The organism is Alphaproteobacteria bacterium, assembly GCA_016722515.1.
Classification (GTDB): Bacteria; Pseudomonadota; Alphaproteobacteria; order Rickettsiales; family JADKJE01; genus JADKJE01.
The window spans coordinates 1-14435 of sequence record JADKJE010000010.1 but is presented as its reverse complement, the minus strand read 5'-3'; the positions used below and the strand labels follow the sequence as shown (position 1 = coordinate 14435).

Sequence of the window (14435 nt, the reverse complement as noted above, 5' to 3'; positions counted from 1 at the left end):
CTAACCTCTAACAATATTTGTAGTTGAAATCATGTCGTCATCAACACTTGTATCGATTCTTAATGACTCAAGAAGTTGTATAATGTTGCGCAGCCTGTCTATGTCATCTGCCCGCAAAGCCTCTTGGCCGTTTTGTACCATTTCTTTATGGATATGTTTATCCATAAACAGGTGATCGTTTTCAGAAAGATATTTGAAACGATGCACTATCCACCAATCTTGGCGGTTAAGAATGATCCAAAATTGTACAGAGAGTTGGCTTAATAAATTTTCAAAATCAGGGCTGCTATTATCTATTGAACGTTGTGCTGTTTTGGCTAGGCTTTCGAACGTGGAAATTTCGGATGGTCGTGCATCCTTACGTAAACCGTCGAACAAAGAAATACATCTATCTAAATCTAACTGGCGAATTGGTTTGAGATTATCCCTGCGTACCTGAGAGAGAATTTTCTTTGCTTCCTGCACTTCGTCCATAGCAGCTTTGGCTTCTTCAGGGTCTTGATATTCATATTCAATTCTTTCGGCTTTCTCAATTTTCTCTTTCGCATTTTCTAACTTAGGGTCACTTACTTTTTGAGAAACCTCTTCAAGTCGTTCACGCATCTTACTGGCTTCTTCTTTGATTTGCTTGGTGGCTGTGCTATAATCTATTTGGCCAGATTGGCGGGAATAAAGATTTTTAGCGCTATGAAAAGTACCACCTATGCTTGGCACAGAAACCTTCAATATGACGTTGCCAGAATCTAAAACTTCATATTCACAAATTAATTCTGCACCAGTGGCAATAATATTGTCATCAAAATCTGAACCAGTGATAGCAAGGGCTCCAACAAAGCGATTATCTGTAACTGGGTCGTTAATTTCGCCTTCACGGATTTTGAAATTGATGGAGCCAGAACTGCCTGCACGTAGTGATTCACTTGCTTTGAAATTTATTTTTCCTTTCTTTGGTAGTGGCTCACCTTCTTTAACGATATATTCTAAAACGGGTCTACCTCCTAGTTTTTCCAGCACCTCAATTCCAATTGAGCTGGATGCCGGTATTGCATCAACCGCTGCAGCTGTCCGAGTGATAGTGATTTTGTTGTTATCCAACGTGAGGCTTCCCCCATCTGTATCAAAAACGAAAACCTTGAAGACATTTTCACCTTGCTTTGAAAGCGATACGTCAGTAATGGCACCATCCTTCAATGCAATACGACCTGATGACCAACCTGTTTGAAGACAATCAATTTGGAATTCTGCTCCATGTGTGACTCCACCAGTTATTTTCACACCAATTTTTGCTTTTGAGTCCGGCGTTCTCGCAATGAAATTAAAAGTAAGATTCGGTTTGCCTTCGGTATTAATAGAGCCGCGTGCATTTTTTCTTCCACGGCTTTGAGAACTCCAGTCAATGGATTCGGCAAAAACAGCTGCCCCCTCCGCCACGGCAGTCATAGGGTTTACATCTGTGGACGATGCAATGCCTAATTCAGAAGCAACCTTATCTCTAAGGGGCTTGTATTGAGTAGGTCCACCGACAAAAACGATGCGTTCAATATCGTGGGGTGTTAAACCGGCCTTTTCTAATGTTTCACGAACCGAATTTACGGACTCAGAAATTTTCTCAGCTATCAATTCATCATAGAGTGAACGAGCCAAAGGTATATCAATATAGATTTCGTTGCCTGATTCATCTTCAATACCAAGCTCTGTTTCTGATGCACTGATCGTCGCATTTTCTTTCTGTGAAAGCTCGATTTTTACCTTTTCAGCGGCCCACGTCGCCATACGTAGAAGTGAAAGGTATTTAGGATTGTTGCTTAAATCCTCGGGTAAATTGAATTTATTTCGCAACCAAGGTTTTACCACCTGATCAAGCAGAGATCTATCAAAATCACGCCCACCGCACATGGCTATCCCGCCATGCGCTAAAAGATTTACATGCGAGGAAATACTTTCAGCAATCGCAACATCGAGTGTACCACCACCAAGATCATAAACTATGAAAATCCCATCACCTTTTCGCTGGCGCATCACACTCATTACAGCAGCAACTGGCTCCTGCATTAATGCAACGCGTCCTAACCCAGCCATTTCTGCTGCTGCCATAGTTGCATCTTTCTGCATTTGATTGAAAGCTGCAGGAACAGTGATTACAGTGCCCGTAACGTCAGAATTTCGTACTTCTTCAGGTAAGTAGCTATAAAGCACTCGCAAGATTTCCGCAGAGCATTCTTCTGGCGACATTGTTAAATTAACTGCGGATAGCTTAATGGGAGTGCTGGTACCTATCACTCGCTTAAAAAGAATTGCTGCATTGTTGGGGCTTTTTGCTGCCATGTCGTAAGCACGGGAACCAATGTATCTATTGCTCCGCTTATCAATATATATCACCGATGGTGTTACATCGTGCTGCTCGGGGCTTTTATAAAGCTGTACATTTTCACCATCATAAGAGCAAATCACGCTATTCGTGGTTCCCAAATCTATTCCAACATATTTCATAGCAAAGTCTTCCTTAACAATACAGTTCCAGAACGTACCAATCCATCCGGTCCCATTATTATGGGCTCTAACATCTGCTCAACGAGCAATATATCTTCTGCTTCAAAATCAGAAATATTTAATGCAGTTGCAGCCATACCGGCCTCATAAATTTGCCCTTCGACATTCACAAGTCTCAGATTTACCTGCTCAAGGTTGAAAGTAAGCTTTTCTTGGTAATAATTGAGTTGGCTAGCAAACCTTGTTGTTTCAGCAGCATCCAACTTGTTCATCATACGAATAAACACTTTTGTGAATCGCCAACTTTCAAGAGTAGTATCAATTAATGCTTTGAGTGCCATTCCTTGCAAGGGTTTATTTCCCATCATAATTGATTCGCTTGTCATACTCTTCTCAACTGTTTAATCATCTGATTTTCATGCATTAATTATGTGCTTCGTTTAAAGAATTTGAACCTGGATAAGAACTTCAAGGGGCTTGAAAAGCATTGGCTCAGTATGCGCCACGATATCACAACCGTATTTTTATTTCACTGACGAATTCATAAAACTGTAAAAAAGTCGCTTGAGAATCACTTAAGACATTCGATCTACATTTTTGTATCGTTCCTTATAAACGCTTAGGATTGTCATACTGGATAAACCCAAATATAAAGTTCTAATCCATTTTTCTAAGACATTTATTTTTGCGTTACACTTTTTTGACCTAGAAATTAAAAACAGTAACGCAAGACCTCTGCGTTACACATTAGATATTTCATATAACAATTTGTTATATATATAGAATATTTTTTAAACGTAAAGTGTAACTGTAACGCAAAATATTTTCTGACGCTAGAGAAATGCCGGGGTCCGAATCACCCCGCTTTTCAAACCCTCAGGAAGTACCTTGATCTACCCAGAACTCGGTGCATCTACCCCCAATTCGTATTAGCAATCCTCTTTCGCTGTTCTGATACAGGAATTTGCCCATATGATCGGATAGTGGTTTGAATTGAGTCGTGGCCTAAAGATTGGCTAGCCGCTTGTAGTACATCAAAAGATTTTTCTCCTGCAGCTCGCGCATATGTATGTCGGAAAGAATGAGGTCTCAAATATTTATGTCCTGCTTGATGGAAAGCTTCTTTAAATATATTCGCTATGGTTGAAGAGGACCTAATCATCTCAGGCAGATGTACCGTGTTGAAGAGTGTGACTTTACCAAAATTGCTTTTAATAGAGGGAAATAAGGGAGCATCCTCAGGAAATTCTTGTGACAAAAGGAAATCTCTCCATTCAATAACATGCACTAATACATCATCTTCTAACTGTATAAGGTCTGTTTGTCGGGTTTTTGAGAACTTTACTTCCATATCCTTTGGGCTAACATAGATAAAATAACCCTCCTGGTCGCATTTTAAATTCTTGATTTTGATTGTTCTTAATTCCGATGAACGAAGAGATGAAAGGGCTTGTAAGCAAATCATAGCCCGGTTGCGGCGTTGTGTTAGATTTTCTGAAGGCATCTTTCTGATGGTATCGATGATGGTGCCATAATCATGGGCTTCCTGATAATTGACTGCTTTGGCAGCAGCGCGTTGTTTTCTTGTGAGCTTTAGGTAGCTGATATGTTTCTTGGAAAGCTTTTTCTTATACCCAGGTTGGTCTTGAAGCCAGTACAGTAGTTCTCGTACATTTCTTACACAGCTATTGAGATATGATGCAGACAAATCTTTTGACTCTAGAAATCGAATAAACTGATCTGCCAAAATATCATTAAATTCAGTGAATAAGATAAAATCTGAAAAATTTTCATACTGACGGATTTGTTTCAGGACAGAAATCACCGTTTTGTCATCATACCCTTTTTCTCTTCTGAGGTAGATGCGGTATTTGTATTTCATTCGTTCATTGAAAGGGTTAAAACGCTCAATGTTTTCTATAGGTTCTTCACTAGGTTCTTCACATTTCTTGAGAATTTTGATTTTCGTTTCAAAGTGAGTCTTATCGGTTGATAATGCGGAATTTATAGAGGAAGAAATAACAGGATGAATAGCTCCTGGTTTTTGTGCGTTTTGGTACGCAACGTGAGTCCTATCGGTTGAGGATCCGGAATCACAATGTGAGAACAAATCTAACTGCTTCATTTCAAAAATGTGTTGTTCGCGATGATGCTCAAAGTGAGCCCTATCGGTCGAAGAACAGGAATCAAGAATGGAAAAGAAATTTTCCTGATATAGCTCACTTTCGTATGTTTTTGAATGACTGTCAAAGTGAGTCTTACCGCTTGGGTTGGTGGAATCACATAATTCCAACACATCAACCATATTAAAGGTCGATCTTAGTTTTGGAAGGTCTTCAAGCTTGTATCCTTTATGCATGAGTGTTTTGCACTCCCCACATCTTCCACTAACCTGTAGACAATTATTTTGGTGCGCTATTTTTATCTGCTTCTTATACGGAAAACTTTCTTGCTTGCATGCCAAGCAGAATATTTTTTCAAAAGAAGTTGCCCGCTTATTGGCACAATTATGTGCTAATAAGCGTGTCTTTAAGTTATAACCATAAATGAGAGTTGGTATTTGATCATCGACAGTTGGAAGACCATCTTTTATCCAACCACGAATCGTTTGCGGGTGTAGTTGATGCTTAGAATACAGTTTGCATATATCCTGCAAGTCATAACTGTAACACGGCTTAATCCCTTTAATGGGATAAACACGTCTCATACGATTACCCCTTTACACTACTTGTTTATGGGGTTTTTAGTCTGGATATGGCTTTGTTTATCAATAAACTCTTTGATATCTTCTACCCGCCATGCAGTAGTGCGCGGTCCAAGTTTTACAGGTTTAGGAAAGCGCCCGGTTCTCACTCCCTCCCACCAAGTTGATTTACCAACAGGAATGTATTTTAAAAGTTCTCGAAGACGGATGAATCCGGTCTCGGGTAGTTCAGAATATTGTTTCATAAAATTGCCTTTGTTCGTTGAGATACGAGGCAATTCTAAGAAATCTCAAATGGTCTGGGCTTAAATTAGAAAAACAATTTTCTAATTAGACAATATCGTCCCTATGTATATTTTTATAAGCCTCTTTAAGCCGGTCAATAATGGGATCTACTGACTTTAGTTCATATCCTGTAAGTTGAACATCGGATAGTATCTTTGATGCAACGCCGCGTTCTTTGCCTGGGGTATATCCATATCTTTGTTTAGCCATGGAAAAGAACATTTTATCAGAATTATTTCTCTTTCGTGCCGCTTGGCTTGTCTCCTTTCCGATCATCTTTTTTAACTCTGCATTTTCCTCTCTTAGTTTTCTAACTTCATCTTTCGATAAGTTAGAATCTTCATATTCTAACTTCCAATTCTTCTGACTCTTACTAACTTCAACAACCAGTTTCTCAAGCTCTTTCGGCAGTTGATAATTATGCTCTTTTGCCCATTGAATAATATCAATCGGTTTTAATGGGCTTTTTAATAAACCAGCATCAATGTGATTCTTCATCAATTTGTGAAGAACACAGAATCTTTTAGCAAAAGAGGATGTATGTTTAAGGCCAACTAATCTACCTTCAGTTACTACTTCTGGATTCCTGCCTAAAATCAGAGCTACAGCTTCGCCAAGTTGCCAGGAAAACATTTTGCTCCATTCTTCAAAATTAGCCATTGCATACGGTTGATTATAAAAAGCCGTTTTATCCTCTTTATCGTCATCTTTCATTCTAAGAGGTATTTGAAGCGCTACTTTTATTCTCAATTCATCGAGTTCATATTGCCTTTCTTTAGGAGTTTTAAGTTTGAGATAGTTTATATGGGCTTTAATGAGGGCATTTATTTCTGGAGTGAGAGGAGAGCTATCATCAATAGATACAGGTTCCATATCTTTATTCACTGTATAACCCGGATATTCAAGTTCGATAATTCCTCGAATGTTATCAACCTTCGTTATTTCCATTAAATTAGTTGTCATAAACCCCTCTTGTTTTGTTTTCCAACCGCATTTTCCAAATAATCCCCCCACCACTGCATCATCTTTCTACGTTCCTGAAGATATTGCGCGTGGTTATAGCTCGCTCTTACTTTGTTTCGTTCGGCATGTGCGAGTTGTCGTTCAATCACATCGGCGGGAAATCCATGCTCATTGAGAATGGTTGAAGCGGTGGCGCGGAATCCATGAGCTGTTGTTTTTGATCTGTATCCCATGCGGTAGATCGCAAACAGCATCGTATTTTCACTAATGAAATGTGTTGGCTTAATGCGGTTAGGGAAAATCAATTCACGGTGGCCGCTGATTTTCTCTAATTGTTTTAGGATATCGATTGATTGTTTGGTTAGCGGCACGATATGCTGCATACCCATTTTCATTCTCTCACCAGGAATACGCCACTCTTCTTTTTCCCAATTGATCTCTTCCCATTTTGCACCGCGTAATTCAGTCGTGCGGACGAAGGTGTTGAGTAATAGCTTGAGAGCAAGTTTGGTTTGCAGGTCTCCGTCATAGTTTTCTAATGTGGCTAGGAATCCAGGTAGTTCATCTTCTTTGAGATGTGCGAAGTTTTCTCGTTTACGAGTTTTGAGTGCGCCTTTTAATGCCGCGGATATATCGTATTGAAGGTCTCTTGTGAGAGTGGCGTATCTGAAAATTTGTCCACATGACTGTAACAGGCGTTTAGCTAGGTCAATGGCTTCTCTTGCTTCTACTTTGCGGAGTACGGCTAATAGTTCTGGTGCGGTGATTTCTTCTATGGGTCTGTGGCCCAGGTGAGGGAAGATGTCTAATTCTAAACGGCGGATCACATAATTAGCATGTCGTGGAGTCCAACTGGGAATTTGATTTTCGTGCCATTCTCTGGCAACCGTTTCAAAACTATTTTCTGTTTTGAGAAGAACCTGACGCTTAGCCTCTTTTTTTGCTTCTGATGGATCGATACCATCTCTTAGTTTCTTACGGGCTTCATCTCGTTTATCCCGTGCCTCTTTTAATGAAACTTCTGGATACACTCCAAACGCTAATCGCTTCTCTTTCCCACCAAAACGATATTTCATTCTCCAGTACTTGCCCCCACTTGGGGTGATTTCCAGATAGAGGCCTTTATCATCAGATAATTTCTTAGCTTTAGGTTCTGGTTTTGAGGTCTTACAGAGTATATCAGTCAGTGGCATGTGGGGGCATCTCCAGTTGGGGGCATATAGATGCCCCCAGAAGTGCCCCTATATGCCCCCGGATTTTGCTAAATACGGATGGACGTTATAAGACCAACTATAACCTGGAAGTCTTGATTTGTATAGGATTTTCGGATGATTTGGGACTGTCTCAGACAAGAAAATGGCGGTGTGCTGTATGCCAGCCTCTTGAAGTTTCTCTCGCAGAAGCCAGAAGCAGCCAGAACAGACCATAGCTTTTTTACTACATCTACCGAAAAATTCCATCAGAAAACATTAGATGATCAAATATCTTAGTTGAAACTTAACCATATTCAGTTATGATACTTTCCATGAAAAAAGTCATCCTTTCACTCTTTATCGCCTTTTCTATGCTTGTTGCGCCTATCGCACACGCATACGATATGAATTGTGAAGGCGATAATTGCCAGATGACTGAAAAATCTGAGAAGCAATCCAAGAGCGAAAAGCAGGATGATGGAAAGATGGCTAACGCTGGACACCATTGCTGCTGTCCTCATGTATCGGCCATGCCTAACCTGACCGTAGCTGCGCCGATGACGGTTTCCAGCCGCACGGTTTTCGTTCTTGAGCAGAATGCCACGACATCCGTAGTGGTCGGGCCACCACTCAAACCACCCTCACACGCTTAATTCCATAAAGCAGGCTTGCGCCTGAAAGAGTGCCTATTCAGGTGCTCTAATGTCGCATGTCTTTTTGTGTTTATCCAAGGAATTAAGTGTGAGAACTCCCAATGCCAAACCCATATAAGCTCCCCGTGTGGCTGCTCTGCGCCACCATGCTAACCAGTGTGCCTGCTTACGCTGAACCAGAAAAGCAACCTGATGCACCGCCACCTGCTGCTGTGGCCGCACCAGTGAAAACCACTGGCTTTACGCTGGATGATGCGATTGCCAAGGCACTCGCACAGTCACCCCGCTTGAAAGCCTTTGGTAGTGGCGTTGCGGCTGCAAAAGGTGAACAGCGGCAGGCTGGGGCATGGGTAAACCCCGAAGTGGGCTTGGAAGCGGAGAATGTCGCGGGTCAAGGAGCCTATAAAGGGTTTGATTCGGCGGAAGTGACGGTTGGGGTCACGCAGGAAATTACTATCGGCGGGAAGATTTCGGCACGGGAAAGCATTGCGGGTAAAGGGTTGGAAATCGCCTCGCTCGATGAACAGGCCGCAACACTTGATGTGATCCGCGATGTTACCACTGCTTATGCGGATGTGGTGGCGGCGGAAGAAAATGTGCGCCTTGCCCTTGAGCAAAAAGAACTGGCTGTGGATGTACTGAAATCGGTCAGCGTGCGCGTGGGTGCAGCTGCCGCGCCGCTGATTCAGAAAAGCCGCGCCGAAGTGGAACGCTCCACCGCCACTATCGCGCTCGATAAAGCGAACCGTGAACGTGATATTTCCCGCAAGAAACTGGCTGCGCTGATGGGCGAAGAACGCCTTACCCTGCCGCTCGATAGCGCAGCGTTTTATGCCATTGCAAAGCCAGAGGCTGCATCGCTGGAAGAAAAGCTGAAAGCCAACCCCGATCTGGTGAAGCTGAATAGCCGTTTGGAGCAATCTAAAGCGCGGCTGGATTTAGAACAGGCGAACGCTATTCCTGACCCGCGCCTAAGTGTAGGCGTGCGCGATTTTCGTGATAGCGGCGATCAGGCGTTTATCGTCGGTGTGTCGCTGCCCATACCCGTGTTCAATGCCAACCGTGGCAATATCGAGAAAGCGCGGCACGAAGTTAGCCGCACGGAAATGGATAATCGTCAACTGGCACTCAACACCAGCGCGGAACTGACACAGGCGCACGAGCGCATGGAAAACGCCTATGTGCAGGCAGAAACACTCAAAACCGAAATTCTGCCTTCCGCCGATAAAGCCTTCAGGCTGGCGCGTGAAGGTTATGGTTTAGGACGTTTCCCCTACCTCGAAGTGCTGGACGCGCAGCGCAGTCTGTTCGGGGTGAAGCAGCAACAAATTGAAGCGATACGCGAATTTCATACTGCCAAGGCACAAGTGGAACGGTTGACCGCCACACGCCTTAGCACACTACAAAAATCAGGAGAGAACCATGAATAAGCGCAACCTCATTTTATTAACGCTGCTGCTGGCCATTGCTGGCGGTGCATATCTCGTGCTTGGTGGGGATGCGAAAGAAACCGCAACAGAGAATCACGCCCATGCAGATAAAGACGAGCATGGCCACGGCGATGAGCATAAGGACGACCATGCCGAAGGTGGCGATCACGGGCATGGTGATAAGGATGAACACGCGCATGGCGATGAACATGGTCACGATCATGCGGAGGCCAAACCCGCTGATGCTGAGGAACATGGTGAAGCCGATGAGCATGGGCATGGCGGCGAAGAAGGTGGCCATGATGAGGGAAGCAAAATTAGCGACAATGCGGTGAAGAATCTGAATATCGAGATTCTGCAAGCTGGCAGCGCGATGGTGCAGGAGACCGTGGGCGTCAGCGGTCGCGTGACCCTGAACCAAAACACTACTGCACAGGTGAAGGCACGCTTCCCCGGTGTGATTCGCAGCGTAGTAAAAGAGCCTGGCGAAGTGGTGAAGGCTGGCGACACGCTGGCAACGGTGGAGAGCAACGATAGCTTGCAAGTCTATGCGGTAAAGTCACCTGTTTCTGGCACCATCATTACTCGCAATGCTAATGTGGGTGAACTGGCGGCGGATATGCCGCTATTCGTGGTAGCCGATTTGAGCAAGCTATGGGCGGAATTATTCATTTTCTCAAAAGATGGTGAGAAGCTGAAAGCTGGTCAGAAAGTCCGCATCCAATGCCTTGATGACCCTATTAATACTGACACCACGATTGCGCTGGTGCTGCCCACCGCTGAAGCCTCCAGCCAGACGGTGGTGGCGCGTGCGGTGATTGAGAATGCCGATAACCACTGGCGTTCGGGCATGAATATCCGCGCCGATGTGGTGCTGTCGGAAAAAGAAGCCCCGCTTGCCGTGAAAACCGAAGCTATCCAGCGCATGGAAGGTAACACCGTGGTGTTTGTGCGCGAAGAAGGTGGTGAGTACAAAGCGCAGCCCGTGGAAACAGGCATGAGCGATGCGACTTGGACGGAAATCAGAAGCGGCCTCACGGCTGGCCAGCATTACGTCGCCAAAAACAGTTTCGTGGTGAAAGCCGACATCGGCAAAGCCGGTGCGGAACACGCACATTAATCGCAGGGGAATATCATGATCGAACGTATTTTAGGATTTTCACTGCATCACCGCTATTTGATTGCGCTGCTCACATTGGCAGTCGCGGTGTTTGGCATGTACTCACTTAAGAACCTGCCGATTGATGCCGTGCCTGACATCACCAATAATCAGGTGCAGATCAACACCGCTGCATCGGCATTTTCACCGATGGAAGTAGAAAAGCAGGTGACATTCCCAGTGGAAACAGCACTGGCGGGGATTCCTGGTCTTGAATACACCCGCTCGATTTCGCGCAACGGATTCTCTCAGGTAACAGCTGTATTCCGCGATGACGTGGATATTTACTTCGCACGCGCTCAGGTGAATGAACGCATCGCGGAAGCAAAAGAAAGCCTCCCCGAAGGCGTTGACCCGAAGATGGGCGCAATCTCAACTGGCCTTGGCGAGATTTATATGTGGACGGTGGAATATGAACACCCACGCGGCAAAGGCGCAGACATAAAAGATGGCAAGGCTGGCTGGCAATCCGATGGCAGCTACCTCACGCCCGAAGGCCAGCGTATGCAGTCGGACGTGGAGCTGGCTTCGTACCTACGCACCGTGCAGGACTGGATTATCCGCCCTCAGCTGAAAGGCGTGAAGGGCGTGGCGGGTGTCGATGCTATCGGCGGCTATGTGAAGCAATACCATGTGCAGCCCAACCCTGAAAAGCTGGTGGCACTTGGCCTTAGTTTCTCGGATGTAGTAAATGTGCTCGAACGCAACAATACCAGCATTGGTGCTGGCTATATCGAGCGTAGCGGTGAAGCCTATGTGGTGCGTGCAGATGGCCGCATCGAGAATGCCGAGCAGATTGGCAATATCGTGGTGGCCAACCGTGGCGGTGTTACTATTTACCTGAAAGACATCGCCACTGTGGGCATCGGCAAGGAACTCCGCACGGGTTCGGCTTCTGAAAACGGCTATGAGGTGGTGGTTGGCACGGCACTGATGTTGATTGGCGAGAATAGCCGCACCGTATCGCAAGCGGTGGACGGAAAGATCACTGAAATTAATAAATCATTGCCCGAAGGTATCCACGCCAAAACGGTACTGAACCGCACCAAGTTGGTGGATCGCACTATCGGCACAGTGCAGACAAACCTCATCGAAGGCGCGTTGCTCGTAATCGTGATTCTGTTCCTGCTGCTGGGCAACTTCCGCGCCGCGCTGATTACCGCGCTGGTCATTCCGCTTTCCATGCTGATGACCAGCGTGGGCATGATACGCGCTGGCATCAGCGGCAATCTGATGAGCCTTGGTGCGCTTGATTTCGGGCTGATTGTAGATGGCGCAGTGATTATCACTGAAAACTGCCTGAGCCGCTTGGCGCACCGCCAGCACCATGAAGGCAGAATACTTACCCTGCAAGAACGCTTGCATGAAGTGATGGTGGCCAGCCGAGAGATGATTCAACCCTCCGTGTTCGGTCAGGCGATTATCATCATGGTGTATATCCCACTGCTGACGTTTAGCGGTGTAGAAGGCAAGATGTTCGAGCCGATGGCGATGACAGTGATTTTTGCGCTGATTGCCGCCTTCGTGCTGTCGCTCACTTTTGTCCCTGCCATGATTGCCATTTTTGTGAAAGGCAATGTGGAGGAAAAAGAAAGCCGCATCATCCAAAAAACCAAAGGCTGGTACGAACCTGCTTTGCATTGGGCATTGCGTGCGCCGATGAAAGTTATCAGCGCAGCAGCGGCTGGCTTCGTGTTCTCACTCGTGCTGTTTTCCACGATGGGGCAGGAATTCATCCCAACGCTTGATGAAAAAGACATCGCCATGCACGCGATGCGGATTCCTTCCACCTCGCTCACACAATCACAGGAACTGCAATTCGCCGTGGAACGCGCCGTGAGCAGTGTGCCAGAGGTGGAGTTTGTGTTCTCTAAAACGGGTACGGCGGAAATGGCCTCTGACCCGATGCCACCCAACGTATCCGACACGTTCATTATCCTGAAAGATAAAGAACAGTGGCCAGATTCCAGCACAACCAAGGAAGAAGTGTTGAGTAAAATCAACAAAGCCGTGTCTGACGTTCCAGGGAATAACTACGAGTTCACTCAGCCGATTCAGATGCGCTTTAACGAGTTGATTTCGGGCGTGCGTTCGGACGTAGCGGTGAAGATTTATGGCGATGATTTCGCCGTGATGGAGAAAACCGCAGCCCAGCTGGTGCAAACGCTAAAATCCGTTGAGGGCAGTGCGGATGTGAAGATGGAGCAAACAAGCGGCCTTCCCATGCTGGAAGTGAAGCTGGATAAAAACGCCATCGCCCGTTATGGCCTGAACGTCAGCGATGTGCTGGACGTTCTGGCGATTGCCGTAGGTGGCCGTGAAGCTGGCTTAGTATTCCAAGGAGATCGCCGCTTCGATATTCTGGTGCGCTTGCCCGATTCCATGCGTCAGGATTTAACCGTGCTGGAAAACCTGCCCGTATTGCTGCCCGTCGATGATGATAATATGTCAGATCGCATCGGTGGCCAGCCGCACACCCGCCCAGCCTATATCCCTCTCAAGCAGGTGGCGAAGCTGGAAGTCACAGATGGTCCCAACCAGATCAGCCGTGAGAATGGTAAACGCCGCGTGGTGGTGCAAGCCAACGTGCGCGGACGTGACATCGGCTCATTTGTGAAAGACGCACAGGCCGCTATCGGCAGCAAGGTGCAAATCCCAGCTGGCTACTGGCTGGAATGGGGTGGGCAATTCAAGAACCTTGAAGAAGCCAAGGCGCGACTCGGCGTGGTTGTGCCTGCCTGTTTCTTCATGATTTTTCTGCTGCTGTTCACTGCGCTCGGCTCGGTGAAGCAAGCCTTGCTGGTGTTCTCTGGCGTGCCGCTGGCACTCACGGGCGGTATTATTACCCTCTGGCTGCGCGGTATGCCGTTCTCCATTTCGGCGGCGGTGGGCTTGATTGCGCTCTCAGGCGTGGCGGTGCTGAACGGCCTCGTGATGATTACCCGCATCAACCAGCTGGTGCGTGAAGGCATAGAGGCGAACAAAGCCGTCATCGAAGGTGCGCTTTCCCGCTTCCGCCCCGTGCTGATGACCGCGCTTGTTGCTTCCTTGGGCTTTGTGCCGATGGCGATTGCCACGGGTGCAGGCGCAGAAGTGCAAAAACCACTGGCGACAGTGGTAATCGGCGGATTGATTACCGCAACTATCCTTACATTGCTGGTGCTACCCGCCATTTACAAACGGTTCAACCTCGCTCGTGACCTGCTGGCGAAGGAAGAGCTGTGATTTTTTCAACCAACTCTAAAGGAGAATCTATGACTAACCTGAAATCCATGCTTACCGCATCTGCCCTCGCGCTGGTGATTGGTACTGCCGCACCTGCCATTGCTGGCGAACATAAAGCCGAAGATGGCAAGAAGATGGAAAAGCACGAACACAAGGACGGTGAGCATAAAGATCACGGTAAGCATGAAGGCCACAAAGATGGCGATCATCACGACCACAAGGAAGGCGATGGTCACGATCATGACAAAGAAAAAACTGGCAAGCCCGAAGCAAAAGGCAAAGGCCAGTAAATGAATACGATCAGAGGCATGGTGCTTCTGATCGTAGGTGCGA

At 46.2% G+C, this 14435-nt stretch carries 11 protein-coding genes; 5 read left to right on the top strand and 6 right to left on the bottom strand.

The window, feature by feature from the left end:
* From IPP74_14040 to IPP74_14015, 6 genes are all read right to left on the bottom strand, one after another.
* Window positions 1-2490 (bottom strand): Hsp70 family protein, encoded by a 2490-nt coding sequence (locus IPP74_14040; GenBank protein MBL0320391.1) that lies wholly within the window; start codon window positions 2488-2490, stop codon window positions 1-3.
* Window positions 2487-2855: a hypothetical protein gene (locus IPP74_14035; GenBank protein MBL0320390.1), complete on the bottom strand. Its 369-nt coding sequence runs from the start codon at window positions 2853-2855 to the stop codon at window positions 2487-2489. The genes IPP74_14040 and IPP74_14035 overlap by 4 nt, the downstream gene beginning before the upstream one ends.
* Before the next feature lie 548 nt (window positions 2856-3403).
* Complete coding sequence (locus tag IPP74_14030) at window positions 3404-4783, bottom strand: tyrosine-type recombinase/integrase (protein ID MBL0320389.1); 1380 nt, start codon at window positions 4781-4783, stop codon at window positions 3404-3406.
* A 431-nt stretch (window positions 4784-5214) separates the two neighbouring features.
* Window positions 5215-5439, bottom strand: a complete 225-nt coding sequence (locus IPP74_14025) for an AlpA family phage regulatory protein (GenBank protein ID MBL0320388.1) — start codon at window positions 5437-5439, stop codon at window positions 5215-5217.
* Between the two features lie 85 nt (window positions 5440-5524).
* Entirely contained in the window at window positions 5525-6442 is a 918-nt protein-coding gene (locus IPP74_14020) for a hypothetical protein (protein MBL0320387.1), read from the bottom strand.
* The gene (locus IPP74_14015; protein MBL0320386.1) at window positions 6439-7635 is read right to left on the bottom strand and encodes a tyrosine-type recombinase/integrase; all 1197 of its coding nucleotides are present in this window, start codon (window positions 7633-7635) and stop codon (window positions 6439-6441) included. Before IPP74_14015 ends, IPP74_14020 begins: the two co-directional genes overlap by 4 nt.
* 332 nt (window positions 7636-7967) lie before the next feature.
* Between IPP74_14015 and IPP74_14010 the strand changes: the two genes are divergently transcribed.
* The 5 genes from IPP74_14010 (at window position 7968) to IPP74_13990 (ending at window position 14392) form a co-directional block, all read left to right on the top strand.
* Window positions 7968-8288, top strand: a complete 321-nt coding sequence (locus IPP74_14010; GenBank protein ID MBL0320385.1) for a hypothetical protein — start codon at window positions 7968-7970, stop codon at window positions 8286-8288.
* Between the two features lie 101 nt (window positions 8289-8389).
* Complete coding sequence (locus IPP74_14005; protein MBL0320384.1) at window positions 8390-9718, top strand: TolC family protein; 1329 nt, start codon at window positions 8390-8392, stop codon at window positions 9716-9718.
* Complete coding sequence (locus tag IPP74_14000; GenBank protein MBL0320383.1) at window positions 9711-10838, top strand: efflux RND transporter periplasmic adaptor subunit; 1128 nt, start codon at window positions 9711-9713, stop codon at window positions 10836-10838. Before IPP74_14005 ends, IPP74_14000 begins: the two co-directional genes overlap by 8 nt.
* Before the next feature lie 15 nt (window positions 10839-10853).
* The gene (locus IPP74_13995; GenBank protein ID MBL0320382.1) at window positions 10854-14102 is read left to right on the top strand and encodes a CusA/CzcA family heavy metal efflux RND transporter; all 3249 of its coding nucleotides are present in this window, start codon (window positions 10854-10856) and stop codon (window positions 14100-14102) included.
* 29 nt (window positions 14103-14131) lie between these two features.
* Complete coding sequence (locus tag IPP74_13990; GenBank protein MBL0320381.1) at window positions 14132-14392, top strand: hypothetical protein; 261 nt, start codon at window positions 14132-14134, stop codon at window positions 14390-14392.
* The last annotated feature ends 43 nt before the right edge of the window (window positions 14393-14435 follow it).

What these genes read in the sequence shown, in the direction of transcription:
- IPP74_14025 (MBL0320388.1), bottom strand. Translation starts at nt 5,439, where the DNA reads ATGAAACAATATTCTGAACTACCCGAGACCGGATTCATCCGTCTTCGA.
- IPP74_14005 (MBL0320384.1), top strand. Translation starts at nt 8,390, where the DNA reads ATGCCAAACCCATATAAGCTCCCCGTGTGGCTGCTCTGCGCCACCATG.
- IPP74_14010 (MBL0320385.1), top strand. Translation starts at nt 7,968, where the DNA reads ATGAAAAAAGTCATCCTTTCACTCTTTATCGCCTTTTCTATGCTTGTT.
- IPP74_14015 (MBL0320386.1), bottom strand. Translation starts at nt 7,635, where the DNA reads ATGCCACTGACTGATATACTCTGTAAGACCTCAAAACCAGAACCTAAA.
- IPP74_13990 (MBL0320381.1), top strand. Translation starts at nt 14,132, where the DNA reads ATGACTAACCTGAAATCCATGCTTACCGCATCTGCCCTCGCGCTGGTG.
- IPP74_14040 (MBL0320391.1), bottom strand. Translation starts at nt 2,490, where the DNA reads ATGAAATATGTTGGAATAGATTTGGGAACCACGAATAGCGTGATTTGC.
- IPP74_13995 (MBL0320382.1), top strand. Translation starts at nt 10,854, where the DNA reads ATGATCGAACGTATTTTAGGATTTTCACTGCATCACCGCTATTTGATT.
- IPP74_14020 (MBL0320387.1), bottom strand. Translation starts at nt 6,442, where the DNA reads ATGACAACTAATTTAATGGAAATAACGAAGGTTGATAACATTCGAGGA.
- IPP74_14000 (MBL0320383.1), top strand. Translation starts at nt 9,711, where the DNA reads ATGAATAAGCGCAACCTCATTTTATTAACGCTGCTGCTGGCCATTGCT.
- IPP74_14035 (MBL0320390.1), bottom strand. Translation starts at nt 2,855, where the DNA reads ATGGGAAATAAACCCTTGCAAGGAATGGCACTCAAAGCATTAATTGAT.